The organism is Serratia sp. LS-1 (assembly GCF_003719595.1).
GTDB classification, from domain to species: domain Bacteria; phylum Pseudomonadota; class Gammaproteobacteria; order Enterobacterales; family Enterobacteriaceae; genus Serratia; species Serratia ureilytica.
Window position 1 is genome coordinate 3,654,051 of the sequence record NZ_CP033504.1, and the last position, 14,759, is coordinate 3,668,809.

General features: G+C 62.5%; 13 protein-coding genes. 9 read left to right on the forward strand and 4 right to left on the reverse strand.

Translation table 11 applies throughout. From position 1 onward, the window contains the following. Both mrcB and hrpB read right to left on the reverse strand, forming a co-directional pair. Positions 1 to 2,493 carry a bifunctional glycosyl transferase/transpeptidase gene (gene mrcB / locus EDY99_RS17455; protein ID WP_033644705.1) on the reverse strand — a complete coding sequence of 831 codons (2,493 nt, stop codon included), beginning with the start codon at positions 2,491 to 2,493 and terminating at the stop codon, positions 1 to 3. A 118-nt stretch (positions 2,494 to 2,611) separates the two neighbouring features. Beyond that, complete coding sequence (gene hrpB / locus EDY99_RS17460; protein WP_197788764.1) at positions 2,612 to 5,050, reverse strand: ATP-dependent helicase HrpB; 2,439 nt, start codon at positions 5,048 to 5,050, stop codon at positions 2,612 to 2,614. Positions 5,051 to 5,240: 190 nt separating this feature from the next. On the opposite strand from hrpB, the gene thpR reads away from it, so the two are divergent. The 6 genes from thpR to folK all read left to right on the forward strand — a co-directional run bounded on the left by thpR (position 5,241) and on the right by folK (position 10,342). Further along, on the forward strand, positions 5,241 to 5,783 hold the full coding sequence (gene thpR, locus EDY99_RS17465; RefSeq protein ID WP_046687787.1) for an RNA 2',3'-cyclic phosphodiesterase: 543 nt from the start codon (positions 5,241 to 5,243) through the stop codon (positions 5,781 to 5,783). Beyond that, positions 5,780 to 6,487, forward strand: coding sequence for a DNA/RNA nuclease SfsA (gene sfsA / locus EDY99_RS17470; RefSeq protein WP_004937572.1), 708 nt, complete (start codon positions 5,780 to 5,782; stop codon positions 6,485 to 6,487). Before thpR ends, sfsA begins: the two co-directional genes overlap by 4 nt. Positions 6,488 to 6,670: 183 nt before the next feature. Continuing rightward, a complete protein-coding gene (dksA, locus tag EDY99_RS17480) occupies positions 6,671 to 7,126 on the forward strand; it encodes an RNA polymerase-binding protein DksA (protein ID WP_004937569.1) in 456 nt (151 codons plus the stop codon). 195 nt (positions 7,127 to 7,321) lie between these two features. After that, entirely contained in the window at positions 7,322 to 8,233 is a 912-nt protein-coding gene (gluQRS, locus tag EDY99_RS17485) for a tRNA glutamyl-Q(34) synthetase GluQRS (RefSeq protein WP_033644703.1), read from the forward strand. A gap of 61 nt (positions 8,234 to 8,294) precedes the next feature. Beyond that, positions 8,295 to 9,842: a polynucleotide adenylyltransferase PcnB gene (gene pcnB / locus EDY99_RS17490; RefSeq protein WP_071883579.1), complete on the forward strand. Its 1,548-nt coding sequence runs from the start codon at positions 8,295 to 8,297 to the stop codon at positions 9,840 to 9,842. Further along, positions 9,842 to 10,342, forward strand: coding sequence for a 2-amino-4-hydroxy-6-hydroxymethyldihydropteridine diphosphokinase (folK, locus tag EDY99_RS17495; protein ID WP_004937558.1), 501 nt, complete (start codon positions 9,842 to 9,844; stop codon positions 10,340 to 10,342). Before pcnB ends, folK begins: the two co-directional genes overlap by 1 nt. Before the next feature lie 5 nt (positions 10,343 to 10,347). On the opposite strand, the gene qseC is transcribed toward folK, so the two are convergent. Then, entirely contained in the window at positions 10,348 to 11,706 is a 1,359-nt protein-coding gene (gene qseC / locus EDY99_RS17500; RefSeq protein WP_047573704.1) for a quorum sensing histidine kinase QseC, read from the reverse strand. Further along, the gene (qseB, locus tag EDY99_RS17505; protein WP_033651337.1) at positions 11,703 to 12,365 is read right to left on the reverse strand and encodes a quorum sensing response regulator transcription factor QseB; all 663 of its coding nucleotides are present in this window, start codon (positions 12,363 to 12,365) and stop codon (positions 11,703 to 11,705) included. The genes qseC and qseB overlap by 4 nt, the downstream gene beginning before the upstream one ends. Positions 12,366 to 12,531: 166 nt before the next feature. Between qseB and panB the strand changes: the two genes are divergently transcribed. From panB to panD, 3 genes are all read left to right on the forward strand, one after another. Next, positions 12,532 to 13,326: a 3-methyl-2-oxobutanoate hydroxymethyltransferase gene (panB, locus tag EDY99_RS17510; protein ID WP_004937548.1), complete on the forward strand. Its 795-nt coding sequence runs from the start codon at positions 12,532 to 12,534 to the stop codon at positions 13,324 to 13,326. A gap of 23 nt (positions 13,327 to 13,349) precedes the next feature. Further along, a complete protein-coding gene (gene panC / locus EDY99_RS17515) occupies positions 13,350 to 14,204 on the forward strand; it encodes a pantoate--beta-alanine ligase (protein ID WP_033651336.1) in 855 nt (284 codons plus the stop codon). Between the two features lie 145 nt (positions 14,205 to 14,349). After that, on the forward strand, positions 14,350 to 14,730 hold the full coding sequence (panD, locus tag EDY99_RS17520; protein WP_004937544.1) for an aspartate 1-decarboxylase: 381 nt from the start codon (positions 14,350 to 14,352) through the stop codon (positions 14,728 to 14,730). Positions 14,731 to 14,759 lie beyond the last annotated feature (29 nt).

Here is a 14,759-nt window from a genome sequence, read left to right on the forward strand (position 1 = left end):
TTACTGACCGAACATATCCTTGATCCAGCCGGCGACGCCATCGCCATCTTTTTGCTCACCCGCCGCCGGTTGCTGCTGTTGCTGCACCGCCGCCTGGCTGGCCTGACACAGTCCCTGCGGATTGTCGGTCCAGACCGGGATGGTGCGCCAGCTGCCGCCGCCGCAGATAAAGTTGCCGGCGGAGTCGATGCTCATCTGGTTAATACCTTCCGGCGGCTGCAGCATCAGCGGCAGCGGCGTCTGATTTTCCAGATAGCGGCGATACAGGGTCAACGCGCCGTTGGCGCCGGTCAGCTTGGCCGGGCCGTTGTTATCGCGCCCGACCCAGGCGATCGCCACTTCCTTGCCGTCGATGCCGGCGAACCAGCTGTCGCGCAGATCGTTGGTGGTACCGGTTTTCGCCGCCAGGTTGTAGTTCGGGAACTTCACCGACAGCGAGCGGGAGGTCCCGCGCGCCACGCCCTGCTGCATCGCGTACAGCGTCAGGTAAGCGGCCTGCGCCGGCACCATGCGCTCCGCCTGCGGGAAGCTCTGGTACAGCACCGTGCCGTCTTCGGCGATCACCGAACGCACCGCCGACAGCGGCGCACGGTTACCGCCGCTGGCGATGGTCTGGTATTCCTGCGCCACTTCCATCGGCGTCAGGCCGATCGCCCCCAGCAGCATCGAAGGCACCGGATTGATCTCCGCTTTCGGGATCCCCAGGCGTTGCAGCGTGGCGCTGATCTGATCCAGCCCGACCGACAGGCCGAGGTTCACCGTCGGCACGTTCAGCGAGTTGGCCAACGCATCCACCAGCATCACCTGACCGCGGAATTTGCGATCGTAGTTGTTCGGCTGCCAGACGGCGCCGTTCGGCTGTTTCAGCGACAGCGGCGCATCCGCCAGCCAGGTGTTGAGGCGGTATTTGTCCGGCTCGGACAGCGCGGTCAGGTACGTTGGCGGTTTGGCCAGCGAGCCGACCAGGCGTCGCGCCTGCATGGCGCGGTTGAAACCGGCGAACTGCGGGTTGGCGCCGCCGACCATGGCGCGTACTTCACCGCTGAAGCGATCGACGATCACCATCGCCGCTTCCAGATCCTGCAGGTGACGCGCAGCGCGCAGCGCCGGGATGCCGTCTTCGACCGCTTTTTCCGCCGCGTCTTGCGACACCGGATCCAGCGTGGTGAAGATCTTCACGCCGGACAGGTCATTCACCTTATCGCCCAGCTTGGTCTGCAGTTCCTGACGCACCATCTGCATAAACGCTGGCTGCGGCGTAATGACGCCGCCTTTCGGCTGCACGCCCAGCGGACGCGCGCTCAGCATGTCATACAGCTCGCCGTCGATCACGCCCTGGTTCTGCAGCAGTTTGAGAACCAGATTGCGGCGTTCCAACGCCAGTTTCGGGTTACGCCACGGGTTGTACAGCGACGCGCCCTTGACCATGCCGACCAGCAACGCCTGCTGATCGAGGCTCAGCTCATCCACCGGGCGGCCGAAGTAATACAGGCTGGCCAGCGGGAAGCCGCGGATCTGGTCGCTGCCGCTCTGGCCGAGGTATACCTCGTTCAGATACAGCTCCAGGATGCGGTCTTTGCTGTAACGGTAATCCACCAACAGCGCCATATAGGCTTCGTTGGCCTTACGCCACAGCGAACGTTCGTTGGTCAGGAACAGGTTCTTCACCAACTGCTGCGTCAGGGTGCTGCCGCCCTGCACCGCGCGGCCGGCGGTCAGGTTGGCCAGCACCGCGCGGCCGATGGAGTACGGGCTGATGCCGTCATGCTCATAGAAGTGGCGGTCTTCCGTGGCGATCAACGTATCCACCAACAGATCCGGGAAACCGGAGCGCGGCACGAACAGCCGCTGTTCGCCGTTCGGCGACTGCAGCATGGTGATCAGACGCGGATCGAGGCGGAAGAAGCCGAAGCTGCGGCCGCTGTCCAGGTTTTCGATCTTCGCCAGGCGGTTATTCTGGAAATCGAGGCGGGCGCGGATCTGCCCTTCTTTACCATCCGGGAAGTCGAACGGGCGGCGCAGCATCTCGATGCTGTTGGCCTGCACGGTAAACTCGCCCGGGCGCGTCATGCGGCTGACCTGGCGGTACTGCATGCCTTCCAGCAGGTTAACCATCTCCTTCTTGCTGTACGGCATGCCCGGTTCCAGGTTGACCATGCGGCCGTACACCGCCGCCGGCAGCTGCCAGACTTTGCCGTCGATGCGGCTGCGGATCTGCGAGTCCAGGTAGACGCCATAGATCGCCAACAGGACGGCGAGCACCAGGATCAGTTTGATAAACAGGCCGAGCCAGCGGCGTTTTTTACGCGGCGGAGTCGCTTTCACCTTACGCGGCATGCGTTCCTCCTCCTCTTCATACTCGTCATCGTCATACTCGTCTTCTTCGTAATCGTCATAATCGTCGTCTCGGCGACGGCGCGGCGGCTTGCGCGACGCGGTGCTTTTTGGTTGTTTTCCTTTGCGCCCGATGGGCTCGCGGTCATCCCCAGCCATGGCTGTTGTTCTCCGAGCTTGCCGACACTGCCGGCCATAATGAGTCGCTTAATCTGTGCCGACGCCGTGGCGCTGAACAGAAGAAACATCTGAATTCCAAACCTTAAACGATCGCGGCCTACTGATATTTCTTCGTTCGGCGCGTCGGGGCCGCCGTGGCCGGATCGTCCGGCCACACGTGTTTCGGATAGCGGCCCTTCATCTCTTTTTGCACCTCGCGATAGGCGCCTTGCCAGAAGGCCGCCAGATCGCCGGTGATTTGCAACGGCCTGTGCGCCGGTGAGAGTAACTCAAGCACTACCGGGATGCGACCCTCAGCCAACATCGGGCTGCGCTGCTCGCCGAACATTTCCTGCAAACGCACCGCCAGCGCCGGCGGTTTGCCGGCCTCATAACGGATCGGCAGGCGGCTGCCGGTCGGCACAGTGTAATGAGTGGGTAATGCATTATCCAGCCGCTGTTTTTGCTGCCAGTCCAACAGCCGGGACAACGCCTCGGCGAGGTTGACCTGCTTCAATCCGCGCAGATCGCGCACGCCGTTCAGCGACGGCAACAGCCACTGCTCCAGCGCCGCCAGCAGCGGCTCTTCGCCCATCGCCGGCCACTCCGCTTCCGGCAGCCAGGCTTGCGCGCACTGCAGGCGCACCCGCAATTGTTCGGCGGCGCCCTCCCAGTTGAGCACCGCCAGCCCCTGCGCACGCACCCAGTCGAGCAGCGCCTGCTGCAGCTCTTCGTCCGCCGGTTTGGCCAGCGGCTGCGCGCGCAGCGTCAGACGACCGATCTGCTGGCGCTTCCAGGCGCGCAACGTGCCCTTCTCTTCATCCCATTCCACCGCCGTGCGCTGCATAACCATCGCCGGCAGCTGCGCCGCCAACGCCTCGATATCGACCGGCAACGCCAACAAAATACGCGCATCCGGGCTGTTGTGGCCCTGCAACAGGCTGGGGACAATCAACCAGGGCGCGCGCAACAGCGCCTCATCCTGGTTCATCGCCGCGCCCAGGCCGTTGGCCAGCAGGTAGCGGCCATCCTGACCGCGACGCTGGGCGATGCGATCGGTAAATGCCAGCGCCAACAGCCGCGGCGCCAAATCGGCGTCAACTTGCCCCACACGTTGCGGCAGACGTTTGGCCAACTGCGCGGCGCGCTGCCGCCAGTTCGGCTGCGGGCGGCTCAGCCAATAACCGATATCCATCTGCCCGCCGCGCGGCGGTTCTTCCAGCAATGCCGCCAGCAACGCGGCCGTCGCCAGGCCGTCGGCGCTCAGCGCCGCGCCGGCGACCAGCATCGCCGCCAGCCGCGGTTCACATCCCAGAGCGGCCATTTGGCGCCCCGGCGCGGTGAGTTTGTCGCCGTCATCCGTGGCCCCCAGCCGGTGCAGCAACGCCCTGGCCGCCGCCAATGCCGCTGCCGGAGGCGCGTCAAGCCAGGTCAGCTGCGCCGGATCATGGCACCCCCACTGCAGCAGCTCGAGCCAGAAGCCGGTGAGATCGCTCTGTAAAATGTCCGGTTCGGCATGTTCCGCCGCGCGCTCCGCCTGCTCTTTGGCGAACAGATGCCAGCAAAGGCCCGGCTCCAGACGCCCAGCGCGCCCGGCACGCTGCACCATCGAGGCCTGACTGATGCGCTGCGTCACCAGCCGCGTCAAACCGTTGCGCACGTCGTAACGCGCCACGCGCTCCAGGCCGCTGTCCACCACCAGCCGAATGCCCTCGATCGTCAGGCTGGTTTCGGCGATGTTGGTCGCCAGCACCACCTTGCGGCGGCCAGGCGCCGCCGGCTGAATCGCTTTTTGCTGCTGCGCCAGAGGCAGGGCGCCATACAGCGGGCAAAGATCGGTATCGCTCGCCACCTCGCCGATCAATCGCTCCAGCACCCGATTGATCTCCGCCACGCCCGGCAAGAACAGCAGCAAAGACCCCGGCTGTTCGGCCAGCAACCGCTTCACCGCAGCCGCTACGCCGTCCTCCAGCCGCTGATGACTGGCCAACGGCTGATACAGGCGTTCAACCGGGAAACTGCGCCCCTCGGACACCACCACCGGCGCTTCCGGCAGCAGCTGCGACAGGCGAGCATTGTCCAGGGTGGCCGACATGATCAGCAGTTTCAGATCGTCGCGCAGCCCTTGCTGCACGTCGAGCAGCAGCGCCAGCGCCAGATCGGCCTGCAGGCTGCGTTCGTGGAATTCATCGAGGATCACCAGCGACACGCCCTGCAGTTCGGCGTCCTGCTGCAGCATGCGGGTGAGAATGCCTTCCGTCACCACTTCCAGCCGGGTCTGCGGCCCGCTTTTACTTTCGGCGCGCATGCGATAACCCACGGTCTGGCCAGGCTCCTCCCCCAGTTGCTGCGCCAGGCGATAGGCGACGTTCTTCGCCGCCAGCCGCCGCGGCTCCAGCATGATAATGCGCCCCGGCAACCCGGCCTTAGCCATGATCTGCAGCGGCAGCCAGGTGGATTTACCGGCGCCGGTCGGGGCGTGCAACAGCACCTGAGGAGCGGACTGCAACGCAGCCAGCAACTCATCAAGCACCGCGCTGACGGGCAATGAAGACACTGAACTCTCCGTGGTGGTTAACGTTAAACGGCGTACAGTGTAGCATTAGCTTTGCCCCCGTAGCCTTTCAAACTGTTGCGGCGTTAGCTATAGTACGGAGCTCATTCGTGCACCGCGCCCCTCGCGGGGCCGCTGCCAGTAACGTTTACCGCTGTTCCCGACCGTATTGTCATGCATTTGCCGAGCCCTTATGTCCAATTCGCGCCGCCTGTTTTTCGCCCTGTCCTTGCCTGACGCCCTGCAACAGCAGGTGGTCCGCTGGCGCGCCGAGGCGTTTGCACCTGAGGCCGGTCGGCCGGTGGCGGCGGCCAATTTGCACCTGACGCTGGCGTTTCTCGGTGAAGTCAGCGCACAGAAAGAACTGGCGCTGCGTAAGTTGGCCGGCCGCATCGCCCAACCCGGCTTCAACATGCGGCTCGACGATCTCGGCCATTGGCCGCGCCCCGGCGTGGTCTGGCTCGGCACCCGCCGCGCGCCGCGCGGGTTGCTGCAGTTGGCCGAGCTGCTGCGTTCGCAGGCCGCGCGCAGCGGCTGCCATCAAAGCGCGCTGCCGTTCCATCCGCACATCACGCTGCTGCGCGCCGCCACCCAGCCGGTGGCGATCCCGCCGGCGACGCCGGGCTGGGCGTTCAGCGCCGACGCCTTTTCCTTGTATGAATCGGTGTTCGAAAACGGCCGCACCCGTTACCAACACCTTGAACAGTGGCCGCTGGCCAAGCAGGCATCCCCATGATTTTTTCTCCACCGCTGCGCTCCGCCACGCTGATCAAACGTTACAAACGCTTTCTGGCTGACGTGATCACCCCGGAAGGGGAAACCTTTACGCTGCACTGCGCCAATACCGGCGCCATGACCGGCTGCGCCACGCCCGGCGACACCGTGTGGTACTCCACCTCGGACAACCCCAAACGCAAATACGCCCACAGCTGGGAGCTGACCCATACCCAACAGGGGCACTGGATCTGCGTCAATACCCTGCGCGCCAACGCGCTGGTGCGCGAGGCGATCGAACACAATTTAATCAATGAATTATCCGGTTACAGTAAAATTAGCGGCGAAGTGAAATACGGCGGTGAAAACAGCCGTATCGATTTGTTATTACAGGCAGAAAATCGGGTTAACTGCTATATTGAAGTTAAGTCAGTCACATTACTGCAACAACAACGTGGTTACTTTCCTGATGCGGTAACGCTCAGAGGGCAAAAGCACCTGCGTGAGTTGCTCAGCGTGGTTGAAAGCGGGCAACGGGCGGTATTGTTCTTTGCCGTGTTACACAGCGGTATTGAGCAGGTCGCACCGGCACATCATATAGATGAGCGCTATGCGGCGCTGTTGGCACAGGTCCGGCAGTTGGGAGTGGAAGTGGTTTGCTATGGGGCAAAATTATCACCTGACGGTATTTATCTCTGCGATAAGCTGCCGTTTTTTATCGATTAGCGCAGCCGGGTCCCTATAAATAGACAACCGGCCAGCACGATCGCCAAATACGCCTTCCTTCACACGATTGTCAAGCGGGCGACAGGAATAATTGCCAACCTACCTTCCTTCTGTTATTTATAGCGGCCTGTTTTTCCCCCGCATTGGGGATTCGATAGTGCGTGTGTATGTAGGAGAAGCAACATGCAAGAAGGGCAAAACCGTAAAACCTCGTCCTTGAGCATTCTCGCCATCGCTGGGGTGGAGCCGTACCAAGAGAAGCCGGGCGAAGAGTACATGAACGACGCCCAGTTGTCGCATTTCAAGCGCATTCTTGAAGCGTGGCGCAACCAGCTCAGGGACGAAGTGGACCGTACTGTATCGCATATGCAAGAAGAGGCAGCCAACTTCCCTGATCCGGCCGACCGCGCTACTCAGGAAGAAGAGTTCAGCCTTGAACTGCGTAACCGTGACCGTGAACGCAAACTGATCAAAAAGATCGAGAAAACGCTGAAGAAAGTGGAAGACGATGATTTCGGCTACTGCGAATCTTGTGGCGTGGAGATCGGTATTCGTCGCCTCGAAGCGCGTCCGACCGCCGATCTGTGCATCGACTGCAAGACGCTGGCTGAGATCCGCGAAAAGCAGATGGCCGGCTAATACCGCTACTCTACATGATTGGAGCTGCATCAAGGCGGCAAGAATGCGCATGCCGATGAGCTTACTCAAGTAAGTGATTCGGGTAAGCAGGCGCAGCTAACACAGATGCAGTTTCAAGCATAACGAGTATGTTACCGCTGCGGCGTGCGCATCCGCGTGCGCCGCACAGAGAAAAGGGAACCCCTCCCCTCTGATATGCAAGAAAGTCATTATGTGGGGCGCTTTGCCCCATCGCCTTCCGGGGATCTGCATTTCGGCTCGCTGATTGCCGCTCTGGGAAGCTACCTTCAGGCTCGCGCCCAACGCGGGCAGTGGCTGGTTCGCATCGAAGATATCGACCCGCCGCGCGAAGTCCCCGGCGCCGCCGCTCGCATCCTGTCCGCGCTGGAACATTATGGTCTCCACTGGGACGGCCAGGTCATCTATCAATCCCAACGTCACGACGCCTATCGCGCCGCGCTGGATCTGTTGCAGCGCCAGGGGCTCAGCTATTACTGCACCTGCACCCGCAGCCGCATCCAGCAAATCGGCGGATTGTACGACGGCCACTGCCGCGATTTGCAGCTCGGCCCGCAGGGCGCCGCCATCCGCTTGCGTCAGACCGCCCCCGTTTACCGGTTCCACGATCGCCTGCAGGGAGAATTGCACGCCGATCCGGCGCTGGCGGGAGAAGACTTTATCATTCGCCGCCGCGACGGGCTGTTCGCTTACAACCTGGCGGTGGTGATCGACGACCATTTTCAGGGCGTGACCGAGATTGTCCGCGGCGCCGATCTGATCGAACCGACGGTGCGCCAAATTGCCCTTTACCGCCAGCTGCAGGCGCCGGTGCCCGCCTATGTGCATCTGCCGCTGGCGCTGGGTGCCAACGGCATCAAACTGTCGAAGCAAAACCATGCGCCGGCGTTGCCCGCTGGCGATCCGCGGCCGGTGCTGATCGCCGCGCTGAAATTTCTGCGCCAACCGCTGCCGGAAAGCTGGCAAGATCTTGACCTGCCATTATTATTGAGCTGGGCGATCGAACACTGGCGGTTGGAAAACGTGCCGCGTCAGGAGGCTATCCCTCTGGATGAAAACACGCCGGCATTCTCAAAGGAGCCATGGTGAGCTATGATTAGCCGCTATTTTTTGTTAGCTCCATTTTTATCAGTCACTATCGAGGTGTACCATTTTTACCCGAGTAGCCAACTTCTGTCGTAAGGTACTGACCCGCGATGACAAGCTGCCCCGCGACGACGCGGCGGCCGGCGATAAAAACGTAGTCCGCGAAGAGCGTGCCGCGGCGCCAAGCCGCCCTGCGCCGCAGCCGCGCGCCGCCGATAACGGCAGCAACGCCCCTGCCCGCCGCTCAACGCCGCGCAAGCGTCCGCCTTTCCCCCTCGCCGAGAGCAACGACTCGATGACCGTGATCCCGCGCGAACAGCACTCGATCTCCCGTAAAGACATCAGCGAAAATGCGCTGAAAGTGCTTTATCGCCTGAACAAGTCCGGCTACGAAGCCTATCTGGTCGGCGGCGGCGTGCGCGATCTGTTGCTCGGCAAAAAGCCGAAAGACTTCGACATCACCACCAACGCCACGCCGGAGCAAGTGCGTAAGCTTTTCCGCAACTGCCGCCTGGTCGGCCGCCGTTTCCGCTTGGCGCACGTGATGTTCGGGCCGGAGATCATCGAAGTGGCCACCTTCCGCGGTCACCACGAACAGAATCAGGAATCCGACAAGAATTCCTCCCAGCAGGCGCAAAACGGCATGCTGCTGCGCGACAACATCTTCGGTTCGATCGAGGAAGACGCCCAGCGCCGTGATTTCACCATCAACAGCCTGTACTACGGCGTGGCGGATTTCACCCTGCGCGATTACGTCGGCGGCCTGAACGATCTGAAACAAGGCGTGATCCGCCTGATCGGCGATCCGGAAACCCGTTACCGCGAAGATCCGGTGCGCATGCTGCGCGCGGTGCGCTTCGCCGCCAAGCTGGATATGCGCATCAGTGAAGAGACCGCCGAGCCGATCCCGCGTCTGGCTTCGCTGCTGCATGAGATCCCACCGGCGCGTCTGTTCGAAGAATCCCTCAAGCTGCTGCAGGCGGGTTACGGTTTCCAGACCTACCTGAAGCTATGCGAATATCAGCTGTTCCAACCGCTGTTCCCGCTGATCGCCCGCAACTTCACGCCGAACCACGATACGCCGATGGAGCGCATTCTGGTGCAGGTGCTGAAGAACACCGATCATCGCCTGCAGAACGACATGCGCGTCAATCCGGCCTTCCTGTTTGCCGCCATGCTGTGGTACCCGCTGCTGGAGCACGCGCAGAAACTGGCGCAGGAAAGCGGCCTGGCGTACTACGACGCCTTCGCGCTGGCGATGAACGATGTGCTCGACGAGCAGTGCCGCTCGCTGGCGATCCCGAAACGCATTACCACGCTGGTGCGCGATATCTGGCAGCTTCAGCTGCGCCTGTCTCGTCGTCAGGGCAAACGCGCGCACAAACTGATGGAACATCCGAAATTCCGTGCCGCCTATGATTTGCTGGCGCTGCGTGCGGAAGTGGAAGACAATCAGGAGATGCTGCGTCTGGCCGAGTGGTGGGGTGAGTTCCAGGACGCCACGCCGGCGCGGCAGAAAGCCATGCTGAGCACCCTGGGTGACGATCCGGCGCCGCGTCGCGCGCGTCAACGCCGTCCTCGTCGCCGGGCACCGCGTAAAGAAGGGGCATAATGATCCGCGTTTATATCGCGCTGGGCAGCAACCTGGCGCAGCCGCTGCAACAGGTTAACGCCGCGCTGGAGGCGCTGGAGCATCTCCCGCGCACCCGGCTGGTCACCTGTTCTTCGTTTTACCGCACCAAGCCGCTGGGGCCGCAAAACCAGCCGGACTTTCTCAACGCGGTGGTGGCGCTGGATACCCTGTTGCCGCCCGAACAGCTGCTCGACCATACCCAGGCGATAGAACGCAATCAGGGGCGCGTGCGCAAGGATGAACGCTGGGGGCCGCGCACGCTCGATTTAGACATCATGCTGTACGGCGACAAAGTGATCCATACCGATCGCCTGACCGTACCGCATTATGGCCTGAAAGAGCGCGAATTCATGCTCTACCCGCTGGCGGAAATCGCCCCCGATCTGATTTTCCCCGATGGCGAACCGCTCGCCAGCTGCCTAAAGCGCGTGCCGGAAAACGGCATGGCGCTGTGGCACTCGCCAAAACCGAAATCCTGACCCGCCTACAGCGCCAGCCGCGCGACGAACCCGCCTGTCGGGCGATTGGCGAAACTGACCTGTAAACCATGCAAGCCGGCGATACGCTGCACGATCGATAACCCCAGCCCGCTGCCGGTTTGCTCCTGTCCCGGCGGGCGATAGAAGCGTTCCCCCAACCGCGCCAGATGCTCTGTCGTCACCCCCGGCCCCTCATCCTCTACCGTCAGCGAGCGCTCGCTCAACGTCACGGTGACCGCGCCGCCCTGCGGGGTGTAACGCACCGCGTTGTCCAGCAAGTTGCGCAATAACAGTGACAGCAGCAGAGTCTGCCCCTGACGCACCGGCGGCGTTCCCTGCTGTTCATAACGCAGCGTCACGCCCGCCGCATGAGCCAGCCGATCCTGTTCCGCCAGGGTCATCATCACCAGTTCGTTCCAGTCAATGGGCGCCAGCTCGGCCAGATCCGACAGCGAATCCAGCCGCGACAACGTCAACAGCTGATCCACCAGCCGGGTGGCGCGATCGATGCCGACCGTCAGATTGTCCAGCGCGTGCTCGCGCATCGGCGCATCCTCCCCCGCCAACTGTACCACTTCGGTCTGCACCCGCAATGCCGCCAGCGGGCTGCGCAATTCGTGCGCGGCATCGGAGGTGAAACGCCGCTCCCGCACCAGCAACGCATTGATGCGGGCGAACAGCGCGTTGAGCGCATCCACCAGCGGGCGCACCTCGGTTGGCACCTGGCGCGCATCCAGCGGCGTGGCGTCATCGGGTGCGCGCCGACGCAAACCGGCGGCCACCGCACGCAGCGGCCGCAGCTCGCGCCCGACCATCAGCGCAATCAGCAACATCAGCACCGGCAGCGTCGCCAGCCAGGGCACCAATTGGCCGGTCACCATGCCCAGCGCCATATCGCGCCGGTAATCCCACTCCTGGCCGACCACGATGCGGTAGCGCCCGTCCGGGCTGGTCAACCATACCAGGCGCCAACTGTCGTCATCGCCTTTGCGTTCGCCGTCGGTAAAACCTTCACGCTCCCCGTCAAACAGGAAGTCGGCACCGTTCTCGCCGTCGTTGAGCAGCATCTTGCCTTGGCGATCGAAGATGGCGAACGCCAGCGCGTCATCATCTTGCTCGCCCCGTTTGCCATGATGCACCAGCTTCTTGGTTTTCGGCAGGCTGCGCGCGCTTTCATCGGCCAGCAGATCGCCGAGGTTGGCGGTCGCCAGCCGCTTGGCGAACAGCATCTGCTGGGTGTCGAACACTTCGTTGATGGTATTGCGCGACATCACCCAGGCCACCACGCTGGCAGTGCACCAGGTCAGCAGCGCCAGCAGGCTGAAAATCAGGATCAGACGCAGCCGCAGGCTGAGGCGCTTCATGGAGCATCCCCCAGCGTATAGCCCACGCCATGGATGGTGCGAATGAAGCCGTTGCCCAGCTTGCGCCGCAGGTGGTGAATATGCACCTCCACCGCGTTGCTGCTCACCTCGTCGTCCCAGTTGTACAGCTTCTCCTGGATCAACGGCCGCGCCAACACGCGCCCTTTGTTGTGCAGAAACAGCTCCAGCACCGCCAATTCGCGCGGCGTCAGCGTCACCGGTTCGCCGTTGCAACTCACGCTGCGGGTGGCGCTGTCGAACACCACGTTGCCGTGCGTCAGCTGTGGCATCAGTTGGCCGTGACGACGGCGGATCAGCGCCTGCAGGCGCGCCGCCACTTCGGCCAGCGCGAACGGCTTGCACAGATAGTCGTCGGCGCCGCTTTGCAACCCGCTGACCCGTTGCTCCAACGCATCGCGGGCGGTAAGGATCAGCACCGGCACATCCTGCCCGGCCTGGCGCCACTGGCGCAGGAGATCCAGTCCATCGAGGCCCGGCAGGCTGAGATCGAGGATCACCGCGTCATACGGCGCACTGCCCAGGGCGTTTTTACCAACCGCGCCGTCGGTGAACCAGTCCAGATTGAAGCCGAGTTTGGTCAGCCCGGCCTTGATGCCGTCCCCGATCAGTTTGTCATCTTCGATCAGCAGAATTCGCATGAGTATCCCTTTTGAGTCATGACGCCATTGCACCACAAGGTTCTTAAGAACCGCTTAAGCATGGCGATCCGCGCTACCCACCCCGATCGGGTTACAGTAGAATGGCTGCACTTTTTTGCAGCCTGGGCCTGCGTAAGCCGCACGGCCCGTTTCAGGAGACGTTGTGATGAAACCCACCACCGTGACCCATTTGCGCCAGTGGAAACAGGAGCAACGCAAGTTTGCTACCCTTACCGCCTACGATGCCAGCTTTGCCAAGCTGTTTGAAGAGCAAGGCATTAAAGTCCTGTTGGTGGGCGATTCGCTGGGCATGACGCTGCAGGGCCACGACTCCACGCTGCCGGTCACCGTCGCCGACGTCGCCTATCACACGCGCGCCGTGCGCCGCGGCGCGCCGGCCTGCCTGTTGCTGGCCGATTTGCCGTTCATGAGTTACGCCACCCCGGAACAGACCTTCGCCAACGCCGCCGAGCTGATGCGCGCCGGCGCCAACATGGTGAAACTGGAAGGCGGCAGCTGGCTGTGCGACACGGTGAAAATGCTCGCCGAACGCGCGGTGCCGGTATGCGGCCACCTGGGGCTGACGCCGCAGTCGGTCAACGTGTTCGGCGGTTATAAGGTGCAAGGGCGCGACGAACTGGCCGCCAAACAGCTGCTGCAGGATGCGCAGAATCTGGAGCTGGCCGGCATTCAGCTGCTGGTGCTGGAGTGCGTGCCGACCGAGCTGGCACGCCAGATCACCGAAGCGCTCTCCATTCCGGTCATCGGCATCGGCGCCGGCAACGGCACCGACGGCCAAATCCTGGTGATGCACGACGCCTTCGGCATCACCGGCGGCCACACGCCGAAATTCGCCAAGAACTTCCTGGCGCAAAGCGGCGATATCCGCACGGCGGTGCAACACTACATTCAGGAAGTAGAGCAAGGCCTCTATCCGGCGGCTGAACACTCTTTTAACTAAGCGATGGTTCCAGGAGTCACCCAATGATTATTATCGAAACCCTGCCGCTGCTGCGTCAGCAGATCCGCCGCTGGCGCCAGGAAGGCAAGCGCATCGCACTGGTGCCGACCATGGGCAACCTGCACGACGGCCATATGACGCTGGTCGATGAAGCGCGCGCCCGCGCCGACGTGGTGGTGGTGAGCGTCTTCGTCAACCCGATGCAGTTCGATCGCCCGGACGATCTGGCGCGCTACCCGCGCACGCTGCAGGAAGACAGCGAGAAACTGACCCGCCGCGGCGTCGATCTGGTGTTCGCGCCGGCCCCGGCCGCGGTCTATCCGCACGGGCTGGAGCAGCAAACCTATGTCGACGTACCGGGCATCTCCACCATTCTGGAAGGCGCAAGCCGGCCGGGCCACTTCCGCGGCGTTTCCACCATCGTCAGCAAGCTGTTCAACCTGGTGCAGCCTGATTTGGCCTGTTTCGGCGAGAAGGACTACCAGCAATTGGCGCTGATCCGCAAAATGGTGGCGGACATGGGTTACGACATCGACATCGTCGGCGTGCCGACCGTGCGCGCCAAAGACGGCCTGGCCCTCAGTTCACGCAACGGTTACCTGACCGCCGAAGAGCGCAAGGTTGCGCCGCAGCTGAGCAAAATCATGAACGCGCTGGCGCAGCAGCTGGCCAATGGCGAGCGCCATGTCGAAACGCTGTTGGAACAGACCGCCGAGCAACTGCGCGCCGCCGGCTTTACGCCGGATGAGCTGTTTATTCGCGATGCCGACAGCCTGCAGCCGCTGACGGTGGACAGCCAACGGGCGGTGGTGCTGATGGCCGCCTGGCTGGGCAAAGCGCGGCTTATCGACAACCAGCAGGTTGACCTGACGCTGTAAGTCATTTTTTATACTGTCGTCATCCTGCCGCCCTGACCATAGGTAGACAATAGCAGGACGATCGGTGACGATAGAGATTGCAGGGATGCAGGAGAGATGTTCAACCCCAACGCCTGTGAAGGCCGATATTCAGTTAGGTAAAGCTATGATACGTACTATGCTGCAAGGCAAGCTGCATCGCGTCAAAGTCACTCAGGCTGACTTGCACTATGAAGGATCCTGCGCCATCGATCAGGATTTCCTGGAAGCGGCCGGCATTCTGGAATATGAAGCGATCGATATCTACAACGTGGATAACGGCCAGCGCTTCTCCACCTACGCCATCGCCGCCGAGCGCGGTTCGCGCATCATTTCGGTCAACGGCGCCGCCGCGCGCTGCGCCTGCGTAGGCGACAAACTGATCATCTGCTCCTATGTGCAAATGACCGACGCTGACGCCCGCCAACATCACCCGAAGGTCGCCTATTTCGAGGGTGACAACAACCTGCAGCGCAAGGCGAAAGCCGTGCCGGTTCAGGTCGCCTGACGGTAAAACGGGCGCCTCGCGCGCCCGTT

Bases quoted from the DNA above. Each gene is read 5' to 3' on its own strand.
- qseC (WP_047573704.1), bottom strand. From the start codon at position 11,706: ATGAAGCGCCTCAGCCTGCGGCTGCGTCTGATCCTGATTTTCAGCCTG.
- thpR (WP_046687787.1), top strand. From the start codon at position 5,241: ATGTCCAATTCGCGCCGCCTGTTTTTCGCCCTGTCCTTGCCTGACGCC.
- mrcB (WP_033644705.1), bottom strand. From the start codon at position 2,493: ATGGCTGGGGATGACCGCGAGCCCATCGGGCGCAAAGGAAAACAACCA.
- dksA (WP_004937569.1), top strand. From the start codon at position 6,671: ATGCAAGAAGGGCAAAACCGTAAAACCTCGTCCTTGAGCATTCTCGCC.
- sfsA (WP_004937572.1), top strand. From the start codon at position 5,780: ATGATTTTTTCTCCACCGCTGCGCTCCGCCACGCTGATCAAACGTTAC.
- gluQRS (WP_033644703.1), top strand. From the start codon at position 7,322: ATGCAAGAAAGTCATTATGTGGGGCGCTTTGCCCCATCGCCTTCCGGG.
- panB (WP_004937548.1), top strand. From the start codon at position 12,532: ATGAAACCCACCACCGTGACCCATTTGCGCCAGTGGAAACAGGAGCAA.
- panC (WP_033651336.1), top strand. From the start codon at position 13,350: ATGATTATTATCGAAACCCTGCCGCTGCTGCGTCAGCAGATCCGCCGC.
- folK (WP_004937558.1), top strand. From the start codon at position 9,842: ATGATCCGCGTTTATATCGCGCTGGGCAGCAACCTGGCGCAGCCGCTG.
- qseB (WP_033651337.1), bottom strand. From the start codon at position 12,365: ATGCGAATTCTGCTGATCGAAGATGACAAACTGATCGGGGACGGCATC.
- panD (WP_004937544.1), top strand. From the start codon at position 14,350: ATGATACGTACTATGCTGCAAGGCAAGCTGCATCGCGTCAAAGTCACT.